20 protein-coding genes are annotated in these 22123 nt (G+C 45.1%); 6 read left to right on the top strand and 14 right to left on the bottom strand.

Annotation, left to right across the window (positions count from 1 at the left end; translation table 11 throughout):
- Window positions 1–50: 50 nt before the first annotated feature.
- Complete coding sequence (locus BFP72_RS02615; RefSeq protein WP_099597627.1) at window positions 51–1106, bottom strand: NAD(P)H-dependent glycerol-3-phosphate dehydrogenase; 1056 nt, start codon at window positions 1104–1106, stop codon at window positions 51–53.
- Complete coding sequence (locus BFP72_RS02610) at window positions 1084–2775, bottom strand: 1-acyl-sn-glycerol-3-phosphate acyltransferase (RefSeq protein WP_099597626.1); 1692 nt, start codon at window positions 2773–2775, stop codon at window positions 1084–1086. Before BFP72_RS02610 ends, BFP72_RS02615 begins: the two co-directional genes overlap by 23 nt.
- Before the next feature lie 141 nt (window positions 2776–2916).
- Between BFP72_RS02610 and rpe the strand changes: the two genes are divergently transcribed.
- From rpe to BFP72_RS02585, 5 genes are all read left to right on the top strand, one after another.
- Window positions 2917–3576, top strand: a complete 660-nt coding sequence (gene rpe / locus BFP72_RS02605; protein WP_099597625.1) for a ribulose-phosphate 3-epimerase — start codon at window positions 2917–2919, stop codon at window positions 3574–3576.
- A gap of 72 nt (window positions 3577–3648) precedes the next feature.
- Complete coding sequence (locus tag BFP72_RS02600; protein ID WP_099597624.1) at window positions 3649–5316, top strand: glutamine--tRNA ligase/YqeY domain fusion protein; 1668 nt, start codon at window positions 3649–3651, stop codon at window positions 5314–5316.
- Between the two features lie 85 nt (window positions 5317–5401).
- Window positions 5402–6193, top strand: coding sequence for an SDR family oxidoreductase (locus tag BFP72_RS02595; protein WP_099597623.1), 792 nt, complete (start codon window positions 5402–5404; stop codon window positions 6191–6193).
- Between the two features lie 73 nt (window positions 6194–6266).
- Entirely contained in the window at window positions 6267–8645 is a 2379-nt protein-coding gene (locus tag BFP72_RS02590) for a DUF2339 domain-containing protein (RefSeq protein ID WP_099597622.1), read from the top strand.
- Complete coding sequence (locus BFP72_RS02585) at window positions 8626–9861, top strand: DUF3999 family protein (RefSeq protein WP_143519907.1); 1236 nt, start codon at window positions 8626–8628, stop codon at window positions 9859–9861. Before BFP72_RS02590 ends, BFP72_RS02585 begins: the two co-directional genes overlap by 20 nt.
- Window positions 9862–10106: 245 nt before the next feature.
- Here BFP72_RS02585 and rny read toward each other — a convergent pair whose 3' ends face one another.
- The 6 genes from rny to BFP72_RS02550 form a co-directional block, all read right to left on the bottom strand.
- Window positions 10107–11669 carry a ribonuclease Y gene (gene rny, locus BFP72_RS02580; protein WP_099597620.1) on the bottom strand — a complete coding sequence of 521 codons (1563 nt, stop codon included), beginning with the start codon at window positions 11667–11669 and terminating at the stop codon, window positions 10107–10109.
- A 65-nt stretch (window positions 11670–11734) separates the two neighbouring features.
- Complete coding sequence (locus BFP72_RS02575) at window positions 11735–12019, bottom strand: cell division protein ZapA (protein WP_099597619.1); 285 nt, start codon at window positions 12017–12019, stop codon at window positions 11735–11737.
- A gap of 9 nt (window positions 12020–12028) precedes the next feature.
- A complete protein-coding gene (locus BFP72_RS02570; protein WP_099597618.1) occupies window positions 12029–12325 on the bottom strand; it encodes a hypothetical protein in 297 nt (98 codons plus the stop codon).
- Window position 12326: 1 nt separating this feature from the next.
- The gene (pheT, locus tag BFP72_RS02565) at window positions 12327–14741 is read right to left on the bottom strand and encodes a phenylalanine--tRNA ligase subunit beta (protein WP_099597617.1); all 2415 of its coding nucleotides are present in this window, start codon (window positions 14739–14741) and stop codon (window positions 12327–12329) included.
- Between the two features lie 242 nt (window positions 14742–14983).
- Window positions 14984–15397, bottom strand: coding sequence for a YkvA family protein (locus BFP72_RS02555; protein ID WP_099597615.1), 414 nt, complete (start codon window positions 15395–15397; stop codon window positions 14984–14986).
- Window positions 15398–15407: 10 nt separating this feature from the next.
- Window positions 15408–15929, bottom strand: a complete 522-nt coding sequence (locus tag BFP72_RS02550) for a hypothetical protein (RefSeq protein ID WP_099597614.1) — start codon at window positions 15927–15929, stop codon at window positions 15408–15410.
- Between the two features lie 67 nt (window positions 15930–15996).
- Here BFP72_RS02550 and BFP72_RS02545 point away from each other — a divergent pair, with 67 nt between their 5' ends.
- Window positions 15997–16299, top strand: coding sequence for an iron-sulfur cluster assembly accessory protein (locus BFP72_RS02545; protein ID WP_099597613.1), 303 nt, complete (start codon window positions 15997–15999; stop codon window positions 16297–16299).
- Here BFP72_RS02545 and folB read toward each other — a convergent pair.
- The 6 genes from folB to BFP72_RS02515 form a co-directional block, all read right to left on the bottom strand.
- Window positions 16296–16652, bottom strand: a complete 357-nt coding sequence (gene folB, locus BFP72_RS02540) for a dihydroneopterin aldolase (RefSeq protein ID WP_099597612.1) — start codon at window positions 16650–16652, stop codon at window positions 16296–16298. The genes BFP72_RS02545 and folB overlap by 4 nt on opposite strands.
- 4 nt (window positions 16653–16656) lie before the next feature.
- Complete coding sequence (locus tag BFP72_RS02535; RefSeq protein ID WP_099597611.1) at window positions 16657–17487, bottom strand: DivIVA domain-containing protein; 831 nt, start codon at window positions 17485–17487, stop codon at window positions 16657–16659.
- Window positions 17488–17651: 164 nt separating this feature from the next.
- The gene (locus tag BFP72_RS02530) at window positions 17652–18572 is read right to left on the bottom strand and encodes a WD40 repeat domain-containing protein (protein ID WP_099597610.1); all 921 of its coding nucleotides are present in this window, start codon (window positions 18570–18572) and stop codon (window positions 17652–17654) included.
- Window positions 18573–18576: 4 nt separating this feature from the next.
- On the bottom strand, window positions 18577–18975 hold the full coding sequence (locus BFP72_RS02525; protein WP_099597609.1) for an HIT family protein: 399 nt from the start codon (window positions 18973–18975) through the stop codon (window positions 18577–18579).
- Window positions 18976–18977: 2 nt separating this feature from the next.
- Entirely contained in the window at window positions 18978–19448 is a 471-nt protein-coding gene (gene greA / locus BFP72_RS02520; RefSeq protein WP_099597608.1) for a transcription elongation factor GreA, read from the bottom strand.
- Between the two features lie 138 nt (window positions 19449–19586).
- Window positions 19587–21854, bottom strand: a complete 2268-nt coding sequence (locus tag BFP72_RS02515; protein ID WP_099597607.1) for an aconitate hydratase — start codon at window positions 21852–21854, stop codon at window positions 19587–19589.
- Window positions 21855–22123 lie beyond the last annotated feature (269 nt).

Below are 22123 nucleotides of genomic sequence, written 5' to 3'. Positions count from 1 at the left end.
CTGTCGATCAGATAATCCTACGCCACACCACACCTAGCAGACGCTACGACTCAAATAAAATCAATCTCCGCACGAAACGGAAACTTCATAAAGTAGGTGTGTGATTCGGCCATTGTCATCTTGCCGTGGATGATTTTGTGCAGGGTCTCTGTGATGGGCACTCGAATATTGAGGCTGTCGGCCAATTGCTTGATGATGATCGTCGTATTGATACCTTCGGCGACCTCTTCCATCGAGGCTTTGATCTCATCGATGGTCTCTCCTTTGGCCAATCGATAGCCTACCGTATAGTTTCTACTCAAGCTAGAACTACAGGTCGCAATCAAATCTCCCACGCCCGCCAGCCCAATGAAAGCCTTGGTATTGCCTCCTAGGGCATTGCCGATGTGGATCATCTCTACCATGCCACGACTGATGAGCAGTGAACGCGTATTTTCTCCCAGGCCCATGCCACTGACGGCACCAGAACCGATCGCAATGATGTTTTTGAGCACGCCACAAAATTCGATTCCAATCAGGTCATTGCTCCCATAGACCATGAACCGGTCGTTTTTGAGCAACTTCTGTCCCTCATCAATCACTTCTTCGAAGTGGCTCGCGACGACAGTAGCAGCCGGTTGTCGTTCTTGAATTTCCCTGGCCAAGTTAGGCCCCGCCAGACACCCCACCCGCAGTACAGAGGTCTCTTCGAGTATGACCTCACTCATAGTTCGCACGTATTTGCGAGACAGCGGATTTTCCTTGCTGAGTACTTCTCCCTCGGGTATGTTTAGGTCCAATCCTTTGGTGCCATGGATCAATACGTGATACGGTTTGAGGTATGGAGCCAACTTTCGAATCATGGTTCGAAAATTAGCCGAAGGCACAATGGGAAATATAATCTCACAGCGATTGCCGATATCGGCGAGATTGGTGGTGATTTCTATGTTCTCTTCTATCTTTTGCGAGGAGCTCACTCTCGTGGTAGCGATCTCTTTGGCTTTGTTTTCATCCCGTACATAGAGCAATACATTGCTCTTTTCCGCAAGGATATTGGCGATGGCAGTACCAAAACTACCCGCCCCGATGACTCCTACCAGTTTCTTAGAAGAGGTTTTCGAGCTCATAGCCTAAGAGTTTGTTGTGGTAAAAATAGAGCAGATTCATGCTCTGCACTTCAATGTTCCCTTTTTTGTTTTTGACCACTGGGAGCGAGGCATGATACATCCCGACGTTTTTCAAACCATGGGTGATCACCTCATCCACGTCCATAAACAAATGATCTGCCAAGCCCACTTCTTGTTGCTTTTGCAATTTTTTGAGCGCATTGAGCACTACGACGAACTGTTTTTTGAAGTCCTCGTAGGGAATGATCAAATCTTCGTCTTGCAGTCTCAATAAGCCATAGAGGTCCAAGTGCTTGTGTATTCTCCCCAACATACGAAACGCTACATACGCCACCATGTGACTAGAAAACACCCGGTTGTGTTTGTGAAACTCTTTGACAATCTGCCTCCCTAGTATGCGATTGTATTCTTGTTCACGCTGATGGTTTTCGGTGACCTCCCCATTGGACTTGAAATAATCCTTGATATCAATCACCTGACCATTTTTGTCCAAGCTATTTCCTTTGGTATCGACACGGTTGCCCAGTACATCGAGCGCATCACCTATCGACACAGAGATATCCGACCCTTTGGTAAAGAACTTGAGCAAAAACTTAGAGATCTTGTAGGAGGTCGTGTATTCGTCGTTTTCCTCATAGTATCGCTGCTGCCCTTTGCGTTTGAGGTAATCATTGATCAAACTAGGAGCTTCGAGCACAAAGTGGTAATTGATCGTGACGGGCACGATAAACACTTTGTTTTGATCGTCCTCCTCGGACTGAAACACTTGGCGCTGTGCCTCAATAGCGGTACCAAGCAGACCTAGTTTCAATTGCTTCTCGATCTTGCCACTGCGCGAACGCGTCCCTCCAGGGAAAAACAAACTGTGGCAGCCTTCGCGAATCGCGATGGTCGAGTAGGACTTGAGCGTCTCCAGGTACAGTGGATTTTTCTTTCGTCGATCGACTTTGTATGCCCCCACACTGTTCATGAAGTAGGCGAATATTTTGAGATTGAAGAGATTGAGTCCCGCTCCATAGATGAATGGCGGTAGGCCCAAATGCTGGATCACCCAACCAATCAACACCGAATCCATGTTGCTATAGTGGGTCGGCACCATCACGACAGTGCCAATTTTAGCCAACTTGCGCAGTTCATCCGTGCGTCCCTTGATATGAATCTTGTCATCCAAGTCCAGCTGATTGCTAAAAATAGACCAAGGGCCTTTGACACGTGCAGCATTGAGCAATCGGCTAAAACCAATCGTCACCAAAGTCCGGGTCACGTTGTAATGTGAATGGATGAAATTACCAGCGATCTCGTTGCTGTAGCGGCTGACGATGTCTCGGAGAATACCTCGGAGCGCCCCATCTTTTTCCTCTTCGGGCAGGTTCTCCACCTGCATGAGTTTTTCGTGTTGTTCCTCCCAATACGCAAAATCATCGGCAGGGTCGACCTTCCAGGGGTTGTTTTTGACTCGCTGTTTTTCGCGAAAAATGGTCATTTCCAGCTCTTCGCGCAACGATTTGCCCCTTCTCAATTCGAGCAAATTATCGTAACTCTCCTCAGTCACCAACTGCACAAACTCCTTCCGCTTTTTTGCCATCTGCATCACCGGCCAGGTTTTGGCATTTTTCAGAATCGGTTTGTACTTTTTTTTGGTCTTTCTTTTTATTCCTAAGGACTTCATATAGTTACAATAGAAAAGGATGAATTATTCACTCATCCCTTTGAGAGCGCAAATTAACTAAATAAATAGGGAATAGAAGAAAGTGGATTTTAATAAATGAGAAAAGGTACGTCACCTATATATTTGCACAAAATTTAACACATGCAAAAACAGATTCAAATAGCCCCATCGATACTTTCTGCAGACTTTTCTCAGCTCGGCGCAGACATCCAATTGGTAGAAGCTGGTGGAGCCGACGTGATTCACTATGACGTGATGGACGGCCATTTCGTACCCAACATCACCATCGGACCCCTGGTACTCAACAGCATCCGAAAGTGCACCCAGCTGCCCATCGATGTGCATTTGATGATCGAAAACGCAGACCAATATATACCGGCCTTTGCTGAGGCAGGGGCAGATTGGATCAGTGTCCATGTCGAAGCATGTCCTCACTTGCACCGTAGCATCCAGCTCATCAAGAGCCTAGGCAAGCGAGCAGGAGTCGTCCTCAACCCACACACTGCACTGTCTGCGATCGAGGACATCCTACCCGATGTAGATTTTGTACTCATCATGTCTGTCAATCCAGGCTTTGGTGGACAAAGCTTGATCCCCTCGACCCTAGACAAAATCGCTCGTCTCAAAAATCTACTGATCCAAAAGCACCTTGAGCACATCGAGATCGAAATCGACGGTGGCGTCAAATTAGACAACATCAAACAAGTCATCGATGCGGGCACAGACATCATCGTATCGGGTTCAGGGATATACAACACTCCAGACCCAAAAGAAACCATCCGCCAGATGAAAAGCCTCTAAGGAGGAAGAACCACCTGACCCGAACGACATCAAGATTTTATTCTCTAAAATTGCGCTTTAATAAGTAAGCCTATGAGTACCGAAAAGGAACCGCTCAATTTCATTGAGCAAATGATCGAAAAAGACATCAAGGAAGGAAAAAACGAATCGCGTGTGCATACTCGTTTCCCTCCCGAACCCAATGGATATCTCCATATCGGACATGCCAAGTCTATCTGCTTGAATTTCGGTCTAGCCGAAAAATACAACGGACTTTGCAACCTACGATTCGACGACACCAACCCTGAAAAAGAGGACACCGAATACGTCGACTCGATCAAAGAAGACATCAAATGGCTCGGCTATGACTGGGGCGACAGAGAATACTACGCTTCGGACTATTTTGACCAGTTGTACGCCTATGCAGTCCAACTCATCCGAGAAGGCAAAGCCTACATCGACGACCAGTCCGCTGAGGAGATCAGTGCTCAACGAGGTACACCTAACCAACCGGGTCAACCGAGCCCCTTCAGAAGCAGATCAGTGGAAGAAAACCTCCAGATATTCGAAGACATGAAGGCCGGCAAATGTGACGAAGGGTCGCACGTACTCCGTGCCAATATCGACATGACTTCATCAATCATGCAGATGCGTGACCCAGTCATCTACCGCATCAAAAAAATGGCACACCACCGTACCGGTGACAAATGGTGCATCTACCCTACCTATGATTTTGCTCACGGGCAATCTGATTCGTTGGAGAAGATCACGCACTCACTCTGTACGCTGGAGTTTGCAGCACACAGGCCACTGTACGATTGGTTTATCGAAAACCTAGGCATATACAAATCTGAGCAGACGGAGTTTGCCCGACTCAACTTGGGCTACACCATCGTCAGCAAAAGAAAACTTCGCGAACTCGTAGAGGAAGGCCATGTAGATGGCTGGGACGATCCCCGCATGCCTACTATCTCGGGCATCCGCAGACGAGGGTACACTCCTGAGTCTATCCGCAGCTTCGCAGACAAGATCGGGGTAGCCAAGCGCAACGGCATCAGTGATGTGGCTTTGCTGGAATTCAGCGTGCGTGAGGACTTGAACAAGAAAGCCAACCGGGTACTCGGCGTATTGGATCCGATCAAACTGATCATCACCAACTACCCTGAGGGACAAACCGAAGAACTCGATGCAGTCAACAACCCAGAAGACGAATCAGCAGGCAAACGCAAGATCCCATTCTCACGTGAGATCTACATCGAGCGTGGCGATTTCATGGAAGAGCCCCCCAAGAAGTTTTTCCGTCTAGGACCAGACAGAGAGGTTCGCCTCAAATACGCTTACATCGTGAAGTGTACAGGATTCAAGAAAAATGAAGCTGGTGAGATCGAAGAAGTCTACTGTGAGTACGATCCCGCAACCAAAAGCGGACAAGATAATACAGGCAAAAAAGTCAAAGGAACACTCGGATGGGTGGATGCAGCCAAAGGGATACAAACAGAGGTTAGACTCTACGATCGATTGTTCATGACCGAAAACTTGAACACGATCGAGGACGACTACCGCAACCATCTGAACCCTGAGTCGCTGACCATCATGCCCAATGCCGTCGCTGAGCCATCGGTCCAAGACATGGCTCCAGGCACACAGTTTCAGTTTGAGCGCATGGGCTACTTCATCATCGACAAGGATTCCGAAGCAGGCAAACCTACAATCAACCGTACGGTGACACTACGAGACAACTGGGCCAAAAAGAACGGCTAAACACCAATAGTCAAAATACAGAAAAGGCGCACACTTGCAATGTGCGCCTTTTTATTTCATCTTAGCGAATGCAAATGCACAACCTATGACAACACTCTCCCACAAATGGATATTGATCACTGGAGCTTCCTCTGGTCTAGGATTGGAAATGGCCAAATACCTGGCGACTAAGCATCAAGCCAACCTCATCTTGGTTGCGCGGAGAGCGGACCGGTTGGCTGCACTTCAAGAAGAGATCCAAAACACATCAGGTGTCGAAGTATCTACAATCACAGCTGACCTGACACATCCCGAGGAGACACATCGGGTCGCAGAGCAATGCACTGCCAAGGAGGGGTTTCACGGTGCAATCCTCAATGCCGGCATGACCTACCTCGGTGAGCATGCCCAACTAGAAGAGTCACAAATCGCTCAAATCCTCAACCTCAACGTAATCAGTACGACCAAACTCGCCAGCCACTTTGTCCGGCACTTCGAACAGACACAAAAACCCGGCAAGATCATGGTCATCTCCAGCCTAGCAGCTCACTACCCTACACCCTACCAAGCGCTGTACTCTGGTACCAAAGGCTTCATCACCAATTTCATCAACAGTGTGGCCTTAGAAATCAAAAACCCTGAGCTAACCCTCAGTGTATTTAGTCCCGGTGGGATCGTCACTGACATGACTGCCAGTGAGGGGTTCAAAGATCTCCAAAAATGGCTCATGCCTGTACAGACCGCTACCCGAGAAGCCATACACTGCTTCGTCACTGGCAAGCACAACTACGTGCCTGGATTCATGAACCGAGTAGCCTTTGCCTTCATGAAAATCCTACCGCTCAAATTGATCACGACCATCCTCGGAAAGCAGTATCGCAAGTCACTGGGGTTGTAAAAATCATAGCCCCCAATTGCAGTCTTTGACAACACATAAATTCAACCCAATTTCGATTTTGACCTAACAAATTATGGAGGTAATAGCCCTTATATTATTGATTGTACTGGTAGTGATGGTATACAGCCTCAAGGGGCATGTAAAACAACTCGACCTAAAACTAGAAGAACTAAAGCGTGAATTGCAAGGCCATGGCTCTCCTGCTTTGGACAAGACTCTCAAGCCCCCGATCGATTCCAAAGACATCATAGCTAGCAGGGCACATGAGCACAAGCTCGCAAAACCTGTCCCTGAAGAAGCAAAACAAAAACCGCAAGAGATCCAAGAAAAGGTCCCTCCATTGGCAATCAAAAAGGAGGCCGTCACTGAAGTGGCCAAGCCCAAAACAGTCGAGCCTAAGAAAGCAGCTCAGCCCCCTAAACCGTCATTCATGGAGCGAAACCCTGACCTAGAGCGGTTCATTGGAGAAAATCTATTGAGCAAAATCGGTATTGTGATATTCGTGATAGGCATGGGCTTCCTTGTCAAACTAGGGATTGACAGTGGTGTCATCACCGAAGGGTTGAGAGTCGCCATTGGTGTATTGATCGGTGGAGCTATGATTGGGTTGGCTCATTATCTCAGGCACTCCTTCGCTAAATTCAGTTCCATACTCATTGGAGGTGCTTTGGCCGTCTTATATTTCACGATTGCCTTGGCATTTCATCAGTATGGCCTGCTGCCTCAGGCCGCTGCGTTTGTCATCATGGTACTGATCACCGCATTTGGCGTCCTACTTTCGGTCTCCTATGACCGCAAATCCCTGGCTGCATTGGCGCTCATTGGAGGTTTTGGCACTCCGTTTTTTATCAGCACAGGTTCGGGAGATATAGTCACGCTGTTCGCCTATATATTGATCCTTGATGTCGGCATGTTGACTTTGGTTTACTTCAAGAAATGGAACATCGTCAATTACCTCACCTATGGGTTTACTTATATTTTATTTTCGGGTGTTTATATCAATAATGAGCTCAACTACGTCACCACAGCAAACGGAGAACTATTCCTGTTTCTCACAGCCTTTTACCTGATCTTCTTTGTCATGAGCATTGTCTACAATGTGAAAAACAAAAGAGCATTCAAATGGCCTGAAATCGGAATGCTTTTGAGTAATTCCTCCATCTATTTTGGCTTTGGCCTTGCTCTCTCACAGGGCTACAAAGACGGATTGTACAGTGGACTATTCACAGGTCTGGTTGCGCTATTCAATTTTGGATTTGCCTATGCGCTATACAAGCGAAAAGACATAGACAAAAACCTCATCTATCTATTGATCGGACTTGTCCTCACATTTTTGACACTAGCCGCTCCAATCCAACTCAAAGGGAATTTCATCACCTTGTTTTGGGCACTCGAAAGTGTACTACTACTATGGCTCGCTCAGAAGTCCCAGATCAAACTCATGAACTTGGCCTCTGTCCTCATTTCTCTACTTATGGTAGTAAGCCTACTGATCGATTGGCAACAAGACTACATCATGTACTCAGACACGCCTTTGCGCCTATTTTTGAACAAGACCTTTGTCACTTCTTTCGTATCCATGGGAGCTCTTTTCGCCACGCTCCGCTTGATGAAAGGACAGCCCGATTTTGTAATCCCAAAAGTACAGCTGGTATGGAAACCCCTTTATGTCAAGGTACTTTTCATTTTGGTCGTATATGGTGGTCTATTTCTAGAGCTTGACTATCAGTTTTACAAATTCGAGATGGCACACTCACTTAGACTCATCCTGCTAGGTATATTCAACTATAGCTTTGTACTGGCTCTGATTGCCTATCAGCATTTCAAACCAAGCGACCTACAGCGCAAAGTAATAGCTGGCCTATCTGTGGCCATTGTGATTTCGTATTTGACCGCCTACCTACATCACATCTCCATGGCCAGAGATCATTATTTGGCTAGCCAAGGCGCGGCATCCACAGGGTACTTTGCACATTATGTTTTGCTCGTGCAATTCATCCTGATACTCATCCATCTCTACCGAGAGATTCATTTCGAATTCGGGTTCAAATCCAAAAACGGCACCATTGCACTTTGGATACTCGCATTCGTTTCTCTTTTCGTATGCTCAACAGAGATAGGACACCTCTCAGTCCTCAGCCAACACAACACGGGAGACACCGGAACCTCGATCGCCTATACACATGCGGTCAAGCATGCCTATCCTATCGTGTGGGCTCTTTCTGCTTTGGTACTGATGATTTTGGGTATGAAGTTTAAACTTAAAACACTCCGTTTGGCGTCTTTGGTTATATTCTCCATCACGACCCTCAAGTTGTTCTTCTACGATCTAGCGGGAAACTCTACAGGAAAAATCATATCATTTATACTCCTAGGAGTGATTCTATTGTTGGTCTCATTTCTATATCAAAAACTAAAATTCATAATTCAAGATGATGAAAAGAAAGATTAGTTGGGCAATCTGCATGCTATGTACCTCGGTGATCTATGCACAAGATTTCACGCATAGCGCAGAGGTAGCCCCTGTTTCGACCAGTGGGTTTCATAAACTCCTATTGTCGCCCGAGCTGCTCGGAAAAGCCAACAGTGACCTCACTGATTTGAGAATATATGATGAAAAAGGTGTACAACAGCCGTATTTGATCCAGCAAGAGGCCGCTCGTGCTTCTCATCGATCGTTCCATACCTATGACATCACGCAGCGCGAAAACCCAGAAGACAGCACGTCTTACCTGATATTCCAAAACCACACAAAGCAGGCGATCACTGAAGTGCACATCATCGTCGAAAACACCGAGGTAAAAAAGCGAGCCCGATTGAGCGGTAGCCATGACCAAAAGAAATGGTTTGCCATCAAAAATGACTACCTGCTACAGTCGATGCATAGCGCTGACCATACGACAGATTCGAATGTCCTTCGTTTTCCACTCAGCAATTACCCCTATTTCAAGTTAGAGATTGATGACAACCTAAAGGACCCAATACATATCTTGAAAGTAGGATACTACGCCACTGAGGTAAAAAAAGGACGCACTACGAGTTTTGACTTCCCTATCGTGAGTCAACTCGACAGTGCCAACCACTCCTACGTCAGGCTGGTTCTGCCAGACACCACCTACCTAGAAAACCTCCAATTGGAGGTCAAAGGAGCTGACTACTACGCAAGAGACATTCAGGTATTCCTCAAAAAAAAGAACACAAACAACAAAAATCAAACTAGCCACATACTGCAACAGATCGGCAGTGCAACGCTCAGTTCCTCAGGTAGCAGGGCCATAAACCTGGGCAACATTCAAGCCCAAGAGCTACTCCTCAAAATCAATAACCAAGACAATCAAGCACTCCAAATATCGAAGGTCACAGGCTCTTTTCTGAATCAATACGCCATCATCAACCTGTCTCCTGAGCACTCCTACCAAATCAAATTTGGTGACCGAAATCTCCATGCACCCAACTATGACCTTGCGGCGTTTATAGATCAGATTCCTAGCGAGCTAGCACTCACTCACCTCTCCGCGATCCACCGTATCTCAGACAACACTCCGACTACCCAGAAGTCTACAAGCCTGTTTGAAAACATATACTTCATCTGGAGTACCATCGGGTTAGTGGGACTAGTGCTCGCTCTTATCTCCATCAAAATGATCAAGGAAATGGGAAGCAAATGAGGGTTTCTCTACAAACCCAAACGGATCAGTCTGTAAACTTGGGATACTAATCGACATTGAGCATTCGATATTCATTACTCCAATCGGTTAAATATCACCTCAAATCCCCATAATAGGTGGCTACTTTAAAGACCCAATGACGAATATCGAACAATGAACCTTGAAATACGGAAAGATCCACCAAACAGGTATAAAAAAGCCCTTCTCATATCTATGAGAAGGGCTTTTCATTGCACTTCAAAACCTTATTTTGCGTAACTGATCGATCTCATTTCACGAATTACCGTCACCTTGATCTGCCCTGGATACTGCATGTCATTTTCGATCTTGGATGAGATATCAAAGGACAAATCACCCGCCTGCTTATCAGACACATTGTCTGCATCGACCAAGACACGCAATTCACGCCCCGCTTGGATTGCATAGCACTTGTGTACTCCATCAAAACTCAACGCCAAAGCTTCCAAGTCCTTGAGACGCTTGATGTATGATTCCATCACTTCACGTCGAGCTCCTGGCCTAGACCCTGAGATCGCATCACAGGTCTGTACGATCGGCGAGATCAATGAAGTCATCTCTATCTCATCATGGTGCGCACCGATGGCATTGCATACCTCTTTGTTCTCTTTGTATTTCTTGGCTAGCTCCATTCCCAGGATAGCGTGTGGCTGCTCTGGCTCTTCAGGCCATACTTTCCCAATGTCATGGAGAAGCCCTGCACGCTTAGCCAACTTGGCATTCAAACCCAATTCGGAAGCTAGTGTAGCACACAACTTTGCCACTTCTCTCGAGTGCTGCAGCAAGTTCTGTCCATAGGATGATCTGAATCTCATACGTCCGACCATCTTGATTAGCTCTGGATGCAACCCATGTATTCCAAGATCAATCACGGTACGCTCACCGATCTCTACGATCTCTTCTTCGATATTCTTGGTCGTCTTTGCTACGATCTCTTCGATACGTGCTGGATGGATGCGTCCATCAGTCACGAGTCTATGAAGGGACAACCTCGCCACCTCGCGTCTCACCGGGTCAAACCCAGAAATAATGATTGCTTCTGGTGTATCATCAACTATGATCTCCACTCCAGTCGCCGCTTCGAGCGCGCGAATATTTCGACCTTCTCTACCGATGATCTTTCCTTTGATATCGTCGCTTTCGATGTTGAATATTGACACACAATTTTCGATTGCATGCTCAGTAGCAGTTCGCTGGATTGTCTGGATCACAATCTTCTTGGCTTCTTTGGTAGCCGTCAGTTTTGCTTCCTCGATGATATCCTTGATGTGTGAGGATGCTTTGGTCCTTGCTTCGTCTTTTAGCGTCTCTTTGAGCTGCTCTATCGCTTCACTCGCGGACAGGTTAGAAATCTTTTCCAACGCTATGGTCTGCTCTTCCTTTCGCTTGTCGAGTTCCTCTTTGCGGCGTTTGACGATCTCCATCTGCGCTTCGAGGTTTTCCTTTTGGCTTTCTAACTCTGCCTCAGCACGCTTATTCTGTTCGATCTGCTTAGAGATGTTTCCCTCTCTTTGCTTGACCTTATTTTCGTTGGCTATGATTTGATTTTTCTTGCGAGTCGTCTCTTCTTCAAACTCAGATTTGAGTTTCAAAAACCGCTCTTTGGCCTCTATGGCTTTTTCTTTTTTTATGTTTTCCGCATCTATCGTAGCTTCCTTCAGGATGATTTCCGCCTTACTTTTTGCTTCGTTTATTTTCTTACCTTCGGCTCGTTTAGCCAAAAATTTGCTGATAGCGAATCCTACTAAGAACCCACCCAGAGCTATGACAATATAAATTGTACTTTCCATGATGTATATATATAATTAATCATGGCAGGAGCAATCGGGACACTATTTAGAAATGAATACAAAGATTAAAGGGCATCTGAAATCAGCTGATTGAGTTTACTAATATGTTCCATAGCGGTTTCATCCGTCACTTGTCGAGTTTCGGATGACTGCAGTAGCTGGACATAACTGTCTATGGCTACCATTGCCAAGAGGTCTTGCTTATCATCGATCTGAAATTGCTCTTGATAAAACCTCAGCTTTTCATTTATTCGTTTACCCGCTTCACGTATCCTAGCCTCTTCTTCGGCCGGTACCTTCATCGGATATTCTCTGCTTCCAATCTTTATTTTTATTGATAATTCTGTCATTGAGACTCTTTATTCACTCAGTTGAGCGATACACTTATCAACTTCTTTTATATATTCATTCAGCAAGTTGCCTAACGCATCAGTGTCATTTTCGTCCACTACCATGCCATTCACAATTTTACTAATTTTATCTTGATTTTGAAAGTTATCAATTTGGCTGTTCCTTTCTTCAATCTGAGCCCGCAATCTATCGTTTTCGTCTCGCAGTAGAGAGACTTCTGATTCTTTCTTTTTATAATCATTCAACAACAGCACCAACTTCCTTTCGAGTTGGTTGAGTTCTGATCTCAGTTGGTTATCAGCCATTTTACTTTCTTATTATTGCATTCAAATTCTTTTCAAAACTGGCCATCAAGGCATTCATCGTCTTGTCTATCACTTTGTCATTGAGTGTCTTCTTTTCATCTTGAAGGATAAAACTCAAAGCGTATGATTTCTTCCCTTCTCCAATATTCTCCCCCTCGTAGACACTAAATACATTGATACGCTTGACCAGTTTTCTACCTTCGGTCTTGGCAAGTTCCATGATCTGATTAAACTGTACATCCTTATCGATCACCAACGACAAATCTCTTCTGACCTCTGGAAACTTCGAAACCTCTTTGTACAAGCTTGTCTTTCCATACTGCTTGAGCATCTTCGTCCAATTGAACTCAGCGAAAAAGACCTCCTGATTCACTCCAATGATCTTCGTCAACTTGGCTTTTAGTTTCCCAAAACTCACCAAGACCACTCCATTCACCCTAATATCCAAACCGTACTCAAACACTTGGTTTTCAGAAGGAATCGAATCAAAATCCAGCACACTAAATTTATCCAATAATTTATGAACCACGGCAGACATGTCGTGAAAATCAACGGACTTTTTATCCACACTCCAGCTCTCCTCGGATTGCTGCCCAGTAAAAAACAACCCCAATTGAGGCGTCTCTTTGTACTTGTCTTCTACCTTGTGATACACACGTCCAAACTCATAAAACTTGAGATTGGTCTGCTTTCTATTGATGTTGTGCTTGAGTGATTCCAAGCCTGAGAAAACCAAAGTTTGTCTCATCACCCCAAGTTCCTCACTCAACTTATTGAGCACCTCTACATTGTGATCCATAGACCAAACACCTCCTTTGGCTACATAGTCAGGATTCGTGAGCGAATTGCTCATAATTTCGTTGAGACCAAGTGCCGAAAGGTACAGACCTGTCTTCTCTTGTATTTTCTCTTTGTCCGGAGCTGGAAAATGAGCCAAATATCCCGCAGTGGAATACGCTCCCAACCCAATGTTGTTGTACCCATAGATTCTTAGAATCTCTTCGATCACATCGGCCTCACGCGTCACATCAAAGCGATACGGGGGTACAACCGCCACAAACCCAGTTTCTGACACTTCGGCCACCTGAATATCCAGATGTTCCAAAATGCTTCTGATCTTTTCTTTTGGCAATGACACTCCTATCAGGCGATCAATATTCTTATAGGACATGACGACACTTTGATTTAGAATCTCTTCTGGGTACACATCCACAATTTCCGAGCTGATTTCGCCTCCTGCAAGTTCTTTGATCAATAGAGCCGCCCACTTAAGTGCATCTACTGTCATGCGAGGATCTGTCCCACGCTCAAATCGAAACGATGCATCGGTTTTCAAACTGTGCCGAGTTGCTGTATTTCTTACATAGTCTGACGAAAAATAAGCAGACTCCAAAAAAACATCTGTTGTAGTCTCTTTGACACCCGAATCTATCCCGCCAAACACCCCTGCTATGCACATCCCTTCTGAAGCATTGCAAATCATCAGATCCTTAGAAGACAGCTTCCTTTCCTTTTCATCTAGCGCCAAAAAAGGCGTCCCTTCTTCCAGTGTCTTTACAATTATTTTATCTCCTTTGATCTGACTGAGATCAAAAGCATGCATTGGTTGTCCCAAGGAGTGCAAAACATAGTTGGTCACATCCACGATGTTATTGATCGGAGCGAGCCCAATACTATTGAGTCTTGCCTTGAGCCATTTTGGTGATTCCGCTACTTTGACATTGGATATAGTCAAGCCAGAGTACCTTGGGCATGCTTCAGAATTTTCCACGATTACTTCAACAGGACGCGAAGTATTGTCGATTGCAAATGTCGACAAGTCAGGAAACTTCGTCGAGCGCTCATAGGCGGCTTTTAGGTCTCGAGCTACCCCATAATGTGACGCTGCATCTGCCCTATTGGGGGTCAACCCTATCTCAAAGACCGTATCTACGGTCGGGTTGAAATACTCCGCAGCAGGTGTCCCGTTGGCCAAGTCGGTATCGAGCACCATGATCCCGTCATGCGAACTCCCCAAGCCAATTTCATCTTCGGCACAGATCATACCTAGAGACACCTCTCCACGTATTTTAGCTTTTTTGATTTTGAAAGGCTCCCCCTCTCCTGGGTATAGCGTAGCTCCTACTGTAGCTACCACGACCTTTTGACCTGCCGCCACGTTGGGAGCGCCACAAACGATCGGAGACAATTCTCCCTCTCCAATATCTACCGTAGTAAGGCTTAATTTATCCGCATCAGGATGTGGTACGCAGCTCTTCACTTCGCCGATCACAAGTCCTGCTAAACTTCCTTTGATTTCTTCGACTTCCTCTACTCCTTCTACTTCTAACCCTGTATTGGTCAAGGTTTGTGAGATATCTTCTACCCCTTCTTCCAGATCAATATATTCCTTTAACCAATTAAGTGAAATCTTCATTTATAAATAGCGTTTTAGCTTTGGACAAAACAAGCCGTAAAATTAAGAAAATAAGGGAGTCAGAAAAGCAGAATCATCGTCTTCTTTTTCCGAAAAAAGATGAGGTAAGAACGATCAGCATCCCAAAAACCATCACCAGATACATCCATTTGGGATCCCCCAACCGATAAGAGCGTAAGAATTCGGTAGTAGCCAAAAAAATCAGTAGAAACCCTCCAGCTACACCGAGTCTGTTGAGCCACTTAGGATTCATCGTCCAACTCTAAAGCCAACGTACTTTCCCAATCCCGAAATCGTTCGATATCCTCTTTCAGACTGTTGTATACCCAAAACACTATCGCAAGATCATCCGTCAGACCTAGTGCCGGGACAAAATCAGGAATCATATCCAATGGCGTCACAAAGTACAGCATCGCTGCAGCCAACAGCAAAACGGTCCGCCACGGCAGTTCCCTGTATTGCCCTGTAAATTGTGCTTTCACCATTCTCAAAAACACTTGGATTTTCTCGACCAAGTCTTTTAGTTTTTCATTGCTAGCGACAATTCCTCTCAACTTATCTGCAGTGACCTGCATCAGACCGTTGACACGGTCGTTGTCTTTGAGCAAATTTTCCGCCTTGGCTTTATATTTTTTAAATACTTTTTCTTTAATCATCCTATCTGGTTTAAAAGTTCTGTTGAATCTCCTCCTTCACAAATGCACGCGCGTAATCCACCTGCAAATGTTCTCTCTCCATTACTTTTTCAAATACACTGCGTGCCAAATCCATACTGGTAGCATCTTCGTTCATTGTCCCTGCACAGTCATTGACCATCATCACGATCTCCTCCATCGCAGAATTTACTACTTCCCACGCCTGTATGCTCATATAGACTTGCTGAGAAAGGTTATGAGAAAATTCTTCCCGCACTTCGTTGAGTATGACCTGATGAAACTCAGCAGCACTCATTTGTCCAACGTTTAATCGGACAATCAAGTTTTTTGGGGTGATCCTCTCGAGATACAGACAGATACGCTCATAGGCCTGCAAACGAATGGGCAACACCAACTCTGTGTTCTTCAATTTGATATCGATAAGCTTGCTATCGTACTCTTTTCTTACAAATAGTCTGACGACCAAAAACATGGCGTAAAGTACTGCGCCAGCCGGTAGGATAATTTTCCCAAATTCAATAAGTGCTTCCAACGAGAAATTCTTTTAAAGTGTAATTCAAAAATAAGTAATTTTGCCTTATCAAAGCAGTAAACAATTCATGGATATAGAACCGGTAAGCATCACTCCAAAAGCACTTGAAGAAGTCCAAAACATCATGGATCACAAAGGCATTCCTGCAGACTACTCGTTGCGCATTGGAATCAAAGGTGGTGGATGTGGTGCAATGGGGTACGTGATAGGGTTTGACAAGCCCAATGAAAGCGACATATCTTACACCATCGAACAAATACCAGTCGTCGTAGACAAGAAACACGTCATGTATTTGATTGGCCTTGAGGTAGATTTTGTGGAAGAAGCCGACGCTAGAGGATTCAGTTTCAACAAACCTGAAACTGTCTAGCGGCTCTCTGTCTTGAGTGTGACGGAGGCTTTGTGACAGACTCCTTTGATCGGCGGGTTATGTTTACTCACGGTAGTTTGCACTGATACGATATATGGAAACTCTTGGATTATCTGTTGATTGATTTTTTGAGACAGTGTTTCGAGCAGTTTAGTGGGTACTTTCATTACTTGCTCAACAATACTATATACGATCTCGTAGTTGACTGTAGCCCCCAAATTATCATCATCAATTTGTATTGGATCATTCAGTACTACTTCTACGTCTATCGTGTATTTATTGCCTATCTCTCTCTCCTGCGCATAATATCCGTGATGCGCAAAAAAATCAAGCCCCTCAAGCTTTATGGTCATCTAACTAATCGTCTAATTGATCAAAAAAAGAAAGGTCCTTGTTCACTGGTCTTTTTTCTGTATTCTTCGCCTTGGGAACAGACTCACGAGCGATTGGATTTTTATCCGAGATGTAGTTTTTCTTCACTTGTTTCTTATCCGCTTCTGAGAAGCCAAAACCATCGTCAGGCATCTCGAGTTTTGCTTTGGGAATTGCTACTGGCTCAGGGCGTTTAAATTCATCTGCATCGAAATTAATCTCCTCCGCCTTGCTCTCGACGCGCTCACTTGTATCCCGTAGCATCTGTTTGACCTTCTTGAGATGTGCTTCTATCCCTGACTCTTGGTGTCTCACCTTATCTACCTGAGCCATGACGTCATTGGAGAGCATTTTAAGCTGCGTCACGACATTATCTCTTTGGTTTTCAATGATCCGGTAATTTTCCTCTAGCTCTTTGACCTCATTATTCATCTCTTCGATGATCTCTTTCGCTTGATCTTCCGCCTTATCTAGGATTGCTCTTGCTCTATTCTTAGCTTCATTGAGCATGGCTTCTGTATTGATCTGAGTTTCTTTCATATGAAGCTCAGCCGTACGATTGGCCTGATCTATGACATTGGCACCTGTATCTTCTGCGGTTTTCAGTGTTCTGAAAAGAGTGGTCTCCACTTCTCGAAGTTTCTGTACTTCTTGCTCCAATTTGCTGATATCGCCTTTGAGATCTTTGTTTTCATCAAGCATTCGCTCCCATTCATGGGACAGGGAGATCAGAAAAGCGTGAACTTCTTCTTTGTTGATGCCGCGAAATGCCTTTTCGAAAGACTTTTGTCTAATTTCTAGAGGAGTAATTTTCATAATTTAAACTTTTAACCATCCCCACAATATGGTATTGCAAGGTTGTTTAATTAACGCAAACCACTCAATCGAATGATCTCCACTTAATTAAATTACATAAATATAGTACGTAAAAATTGGTAGTTTATTTACTCTATAGACGGCTTACTATGCAATAATACGCATTATTTTGCAATATTAATATCCCACACGGAGATAGAGCGGTCGTCACTACACGAAATCAAATAATCGTCAAATTTAGTCCAAAGCAGTTTATTGACTGAGGACAAATGTCCTCCGTGCCGTGCTTTGTCTATCACCTTGATGAGTCTGCGCTGTGCATAATCCCACACCTTGATCGTCTTGTCCATGCTGGCTGTGGCAAAATACTGATGATCGGGACGAAAGACTATATCGTTGATCGCGTACATGTGTGCATTGATACTTTCCAGAGTGGACAACTCGACCCCTTTCCAGTATTTGAGCTTCGCATCCCTACTCCCTGACAGCAACACTTGATCCTGAGCATGCCAAGCCATCCCAAACACTGAATTGTCATGAACGACAGTATGATTTTCGATAAGATGAGTTGTGAGATCAATCGTCACGATCTGTCCGTCGCTAACTCCTACCTGACACTTTCCCTGCTCTGTCACAAGTATTTTTCGAAGGTTTTTTTCCGACAGAACCGAACGCTTGAGCACCTTTAGACTTTTGAAATCAATGATATAAAACTCGCCCTCGGCCATCGCCACCAGTATGAGCCCTTTGTATACTTGAATATCAAAAATGGCCAGTTTACCAAGATTAAGCGAGCCGAGTTCCTTCTTGTCCGAGAGCTGAATGAGATGAATCCCTTCGTAATTTTGCCCCACAATCAACACGTCTAACTCCGGCACATAAGACAGTGCGTAAACGGAGGTAGGCACTTTGGCGATAAGCCTCCCGCTCTCGAAGTGATGCAAATCCCACTCGATGATGTGTCCATCCCCTCCTGCAGAGTAAAACAAGTTGTCTGTCGCTCCGGCTTCCAAAGTATACACTGCATCTTGGTGCCCTGTATAGCTGTGTACTTTACGAATTTCTACTTGGGGTAGAGACGGCATAGATTTAGAGCGAAATGGCTTCCTTGATTTTAATAGCCGTTTGAGCCAAGTCTTGCGATCCAGGGCACAACTTCGGACGAGAGAAATTCATATCGTCCATCACTTGTATAGGAATCAGGTGCACATGTGCATGTGGCACTTCCAAGCCAATCACAGTCACTCCGATTCGCTCGCAGGGGATCACTTGCTCGATTCCCCTAGCTACCTTTTTCGCAAAGCGATGCAAACCCAACATGGTCTCATCAGGCAAGTCAAAAATGTAATCAATTTCCTCTTTTGGTACAGCGAGACAATGCCCCTCTACGAGAGGATTGATGTCCAAAAATGCAATAAAATCATCCGTCTCAGCAATAATGTGTGCTGGGATTTCTCGGTTGATGATTTTCGTAAATATACTTGCCATTCTTACATTCCTATATCTAGGATTTCAAATTCAATGTCTCCAGCGGGGGCCTTGACAATCGCCTTCTCTCCTACCTTTTTACCAAGCAGCCCTTTACCCAACGGAGACTCCACTGAGATTTTACCCGCCTTTAGATCTGCCTCAGATTCAGCCACCAACGTGTACTTCATTTCCATACCATTCTTGACGTTCTTGATCTTTACAGTACACAACACGGATACTTTGGTCAAATCGATCTGCGACGCATCCATCACTCTCGCATCTCCTACGACAACCTCGAGCTTAGCAATTTTGAGCTCTAGCAAGCCCTGAGCATCCTTTGCTGCGTCGTACTCCGCATTCTCACTAAGGTCTCCCTTATCACGCGCTTCCGCAATTTGCTTTGCGATGTCCGTCCTTCCTTTTGTTCTTAGGTCATTGAGCTCATCCTTGAGCTTTTTCAATCCCTCTGCCGTATAATATGAAATTGCCATTTTTCAGTATGTTTATAAATAAAAAAGAACGGTCTCGTTTCTGAAACCGTTTCTTGTTTTTTGTAGTATCTAGTACGCAAACTTAGACAAAAATGATGCGCCAATCAAATCCTAAAATAGATTGGTCGTCAATTCGATCTATGCGTTGTTTTGCTTCTTGATCAAGTTCAAGGCAGAACCCGCTTTGAACCATTCGATTTGTCCTGCATTGTAAGTATGATTAGCCATGATGGTGTCTTCCGATCCATCAGCATGCTTCGCTACGAGAGTCAGCGGTTTGCCTGGTGCAAAAGAGGTCAAATCGATAAAATCAAACGTATCGTCCTCTTGGATTTTGTCATAATCCGCTTCATTGGCAAACGTCAGTCCCAACATACCTTGTTTTTTGAGATTTGTTTCGTGGATTCTGGCAAACGATTTCACCAACACCGCGATCACTCCCAAATGTCTCGGCTGCATGGCCGCATGTTCTCTCGACGAACCCTCACCATAGTTTTGATCTCCTACCACAATCGTCGGGATACCCGCTGCTTTGTACGCTCTCTGCACATCAGGCACTGCTCCGTATGCTCCATCCAATTGGCTCTTGACACTGTCTGTCTCACCGTTGAATGCGTTGACAGCACCTGTGAGTGTATTGTTGGCGATATTGTCCAAATGACCTCTGAATCTCAGCCACGGGCCGGCCATCGAGATATGATCTGTCGTACATTTGCCTTGTGCTTTGATGAGCAACTTCGCTCCTGTGATGTTCTTGCCATCCCAAGGGGCAAATGGCTCCAATAATTGTAGTCTCTTGGAATCGGGGCTTACCGCCACTTCGATACCTGTACCATCTACCGCCGGCTCTTTGTAGCCTGCATCTTCTACATCAAACCCTTTGCTTGGCAACTCCTCTCCCTTTGGTGGGTCCAATTTCACCTGTTCTCCCCGATCATTGGTCAGAGTATCTGTGATGGGGTTGAACCCTAAATCTCCAGCGATCGCCAAAGCGGCCACCATCTCAGGTGAAGTCACAAAGGCATGGGTATTGGGGTTGCCGTCTGCTCTCTTTGCAAAATTTCTGTTGAAAGAATGCACGATGGTATTCTTTTCCTTTTTGTCGGCACCTGCACGATCCCACTGACCGATACACGGGCCACAGGCATTGGTAAATACCTTGGTACCCAACTTCTCAAAAGTATCAATGATTCCATCTCTTTCGATGGTATATCTCACCTGCTCCGATCCGGGGTTGATTCCAAATTCCGCTTTAGGCTTGAGGCCTTTGGCGACAGCTTGCTCGGCAATTGATGCAGCTCTAGACATATCCTCGTACGAAGAGTTGGTACACGATCCAATCAAGCCCCACTCTACTTTCGTAGGCCAATCGTTGGCTTTGGCTTTTTCGGCCATCTCAGCGATAGGTGTCGCCAAATCCGGCGTAAACGGACCATTGACATGAGGAGAAAGTGTATCAAGATCAATTTCTATCACTTGATCAAAATATTTTTCGGGGTTGGCATATACTTCTGCATCACCAGTCAAATGCTCCTTGATTCCATTGGCCAAGTCAGCAACTTCTGCACGACCCGTTGCTCTCAGATAGCGCTCCATCGAATCGTCGTAACCGAAGGTGGAAGTCGTAGCACCGATTTCTGCCCCCATGTTACAAATAGTCCCTTTCCCTGTACATGACAAGTTTTTCGCTCCTTCGCCAAAGTACTCAACGATAGCACCCGTACCCCCTTTTACAGTAAGGATACCAGCTACTTTGAGTATGACGTCCTTAGCAGAAGTCCAACCATTCATTTTCCCCGTCAGCTTGACGCCAATGAGCTTCGGAAATTTCAATTCCCAAGCCATGCCTGCCATGACATCCACAGCATCTGCTCCTCCTACGCCTACTGCGACCATTCCTAGTCCGCCTGCATTGACAGTGTGCGAGTCCGTACCGATCATCAGTCCTCCAGGGAACGCATAGTTTTCCAGTACCACTTGGTGGATGATACCTGCTCCTGGCTTCCAAAAACCTATGCCATACTTGCTCGATACCGAATCAAGGAAATTGAATACCTCGTTAGAGGTATTGATTGCGTTTTGTAAATCTGCAGCTGCACCAATTTTAGCTTGGATCAGGTGATCACAGTGTACCGTCGTGGGCACAGCTACTTTGAGCTTTCCTGCCTGCATAAACTGCAACAACGCCATCTGAGCGGTCGCATCCTGACAGGCGATTCTATCTGGCGCAAAATCCACATAAGATTCCCCCCTCGTATACGTCTCCGTCGGACCTCCATCATAGAGGTGCGAATAGAGGATTTTCTCCGAAAGAGTCAATGGTTTACCAGTCAATTCCTTCGCCTTGTTGATTCTATCCCCCATTTGAGAATAGACCTTTTTTATCATATCGAGATCAAATGCCATAGAATGTGTTTTTTTTCGTCCTAATTAATGTTCAATTTAATAAACGATAATTTATTAAGGTAGTTATTGATACGACAACTAAAAAAATGATTCCAAAAAGGTGGTCAGACCAAACCTCCATGATTTTCCACTCTGTGCATACCCTAAGGTGAAATCCTACCTCTGTTCATTCGTATAAATAGGCTGTCCAAATAGGGCTCTTTGCGTTGAGACGATCTTCATAATACTCCATTCGTCATTTTTGATTTTCTCCTGACGAATTCAAACAC

The organism is Reichenbachiella sp. 5M10, from assembly GCF_002742335.1.
Taxonomy (GTDB): Bacteria; Bacteroidota; Bacteroidia; order Cytophagales; family Cyclobacteriaceae; genus Reichenbachiella.
Note: the sequence above shows the minus strand (reverse complement) of the source record. Positions and strands in the feature narration are given on the sequence as shown.

Excerpts from the sequence above, each read along its gene's own strand:
- folB (WP_099597612.1), bottom strand. The coding sequence starts at position 16,652 with ATGACCATAAAGCTTGAGGGGCTTGATTTTTTTGCGCATCACGGATAT.
- rpe (WP_099597625.1), top strand. The coding sequence starts at position 2,917 with ATGCAAAAACAGATTCAAATAGCCCCATCGATACTTTCTGCAGACTTT.
- pheT (WP_099597617.1), bottom strand. The coding sequence starts at position 14,741 with ATGAAGATTTCACTTAATTGGTTAAAGGAATATATTGATCTGGAAGAA.
- BFP72_RS02555 (WP_099597615.1), bottom strand. The coding sequence starts at position 15,397 with ATGATTAAAGAAAAAGTATTTAAAAAATATAAAGCCAAGGCGGAAAAT.
- BFP72_RS02590 (WP_099597622.1), top strand. The coding sequence starts at position 6,267 with ATGGAGGTAATAGCCCTTATATTATTGATTGTACTGGTAGTGATGGTA.
- BFP72_RS02595 (WP_099597623.1), top strand. The coding sequence starts at position 5,402 with ATGACAACACTCTCCCACAAATGGATATTGATCACTGGAGCTTCCTCT.
- BFP72_RS02585 (WP_143519907.1), top strand. The coding sequence starts at position 8,626 with ATGATGAAAAGAAAGATTAGTTGGGCAATCTGCATGCTATGTACCTCG.
- BFP72_RS02525 (WP_099597609.1), bottom strand. The coding sequence starts at position 18,975 with ATGGCAAGTATATTTACGAAAATCATCAACCGAGAAATCCCAGCACAC.
- BFP72_RS02600 (WP_099597624.1), top strand. The coding sequence starts at position 3,649 with ATGAGTACCGAAAAGGAACCGCTCAATTTCATTGAGCAAATGATCGAA.
- BFP72_RS02610 (WP_099597626.1), bottom strand. The coding sequence starts at position 2,775 with ATGAAGTCCTTAGGAATAAAAAGAAAGACCAAAAAAAAGTACAAACCG.
- BFP72_RS02575 (WP_099597619.1), bottom strand. The coding sequence starts at position 12,019 with ATGACAGAATTATCAATAAAAATAAAGATTGGAAGCAGAGAATATCCG.
- BFP72_RS02615 (WP_099597627.1), bottom strand. The coding sequence starts at position 1,106 with ATGAGCTCGAAAACCTCTTCTAAGAAACTGGTAGGAGTCATCGGGGCG.
- greA (WP_099597608.1), bottom strand. The coding sequence starts at position 19,448 with ATGGCAATTTCATATTATACGGCAGAGGGATTGAAAAAGCTCAAGGAT.
- BFP72_RS02545 (WP_099597613.1), top strand. The coding sequence starts at position 15,997 with ATGGATATAGAACCGGTAAGCATCACTCCAAAAGCACTTGAAGAAGTC.
- BFP72_RS02530 (WP_099597610.1), bottom strand. The coding sequence starts at position 18,572 with ATGCCGTCTCTACCCCAAGTAGAAATTCGTAAAGTACACAGCTATACA.
- BFP72_RS02535 (WP_099597611.1), bottom strand. The coding sequence starts at position 17,487 with ATGAAAATTACTCCTCTAGAAATTAGACAAAAGTCTTTCGAAAAGGCA.
- BFP72_RS02515 (WP_099597607.1), bottom strand. The coding sequence starts at position 21,854 with ATGGCATTTGATCTCGATATGATAAAAAAGGTCTATTCTCAAATGGGG.
- rny (WP_099597620.1), bottom strand. The coding sequence starts at position 11,669 with ATGGAAAGTACAATTTATATTGTCATAGCTCTGGGTGGGTTCTTAGTA.
- BFP72_RS02570 (WP_099597618.1), bottom strand. The coding sequence starts at position 12,325 with ATGGCTGATAACCAACTGAGATCAGAACTCAACCAACTCGAAAGGAAG.